Source organism: Cellulosimicrobium sp. BMG9.23, from assembly GCF_059159985.1.
Genome location: NZ_JBZGBZ010000023.1, coordinates 1 through 1343, shown reverse-complemented (window position 1 = coordinate 1343; position 1343 = coordinate 1). Strand labels below are relative to the sequence as shown.

General features: G+C 68.6%; 1 protein-coding gene and 1 other annotated feature. The gene reads left to right on the top strand.

The features are described 5' to 3' along the window. Positions 1-54 precede the first annotated feature (54 nt). A protein-coding gene (locus AC4H2G_RS21540) for an IS3 family transposase (RefSeq protein ID WP_494367786.1) occupies positions 55-1310 on the top strand; the annotation gives its coding sequence in 2 pieces (ribosomal slippage) (positions 55-352 and positions 352-1310; 1257 coding nt in all). Further along, positions 342-473 (top strand) — a sequence feature (AL1L pseudoknot). It overlaps the preceding gene by 132 nt. Positions 1311-1343: the final 33 nt, after the last annotated feature.

Below are 1343 nucleotides of genomic sequence, written 5' to 3'. Positions count from 1 at the left end.
TGAACCGCCCTGGATCTCTCGGAGGGTGCTGATTCAGCAAGGGAGACTGGGCAGATGTCAGCACCGAGGAAGTACGACCGGGAGTTCCGGGAGCGTGCCGTGCGGATGTATCGGGACCGGTTGGAGTCGCAGGAGGACTCCAAGCTCGGGGCCAGGCGTCACGTCGGGGCGTTGCTGGACCTCAAGCCCGCGACGCTGCGGAACTGGGTCGAGGAGGCCGAGCGGTCCGAGGGCACGCGTGCCCAGGCGGGGCCACGTTCTGGTGACAGCGAGGAGGTTCGCGCGCTGAAGAAGCGCGTGGCCGAGCTGGAGCGGGCGAACGAGATCCTCAAGACGGCGTCGGCGTTTTTCGCCCAGGCGGAGCTCGACCGCCGACTCAAGTGATCGTGGCCTACATCGACAGGTTCCGGGGCCGGTTCGGCGTCGAGCCGATCTGCACCGTGCTCACCGAGCATGGCATCCAGATCGCGCCGTCCACCTACTACGCCCGGGTCAAGGAGCCAGTCACGGTCGCGGAGCTGGACGAGGCCTATCTCGTCAACGCACTGGTCACCTTGCACCGCGAGAACTGGAGCGTCTACGGGACGCGGAAGCTGTGGCGCGCCGCCCAGCGCGCCGGGCTCGAGGTCGGTCGCGACCAGGTCGGGCGCCTGATGCGGATCGCGGGCATCACCGGGATGGTCCGTGGCCGGCACCGCACCGTGACCACCCGCCGGGACGAATCCGCCCCGCGCCACCCGGACCTGGTCAAGCGCGGCTGGAACAGCCCGACCCGCACCGACGAGCTCTGGGTAGCGGACTTCTCCTACGTGTGGACCCTGGCCGGGTTCGTCTACGTCGCGTTCGTCGTGGACGTCTTCTCCCGCCGCATCCTGGGCTGGCGGGTCTCGACGTCCAAACACGCCACGCTCGTCACCGACGCCTTCCGGCACGCCCTGGCGACCCGCCGCTGGGCGGACGTGACCTGGACCGCGACCGGTCTGGTCCATCACTCGGATGCCGGCTCTCAGTACACGTCCGTGGCCCTGACCGCTGAACTGCACACCGCGGGCGTGGCCGGCTCGATCGGGACCGTCGGGGACGCCCTCGACAACGCCTTGTGCGAGTCGACCATCGGACTGTTCAAGAACGAGGCCATCCACGGACCGTCCTGGACCTCACGCCGTGACGTCGAGCACCAGGTCGCCGCCTGGGTCCACTGGTACAACACCCAGCGGCTCCACTCCTCCATCGGGCACCTGCCCCCGATCGAGTTCGAACACCACCACCGGCAGACTAGAACCGCGACCCCCGTCCCGGAGGCCGCCTAAACAACCACCCTCCAGGAGATCCAGGGCGGTTCA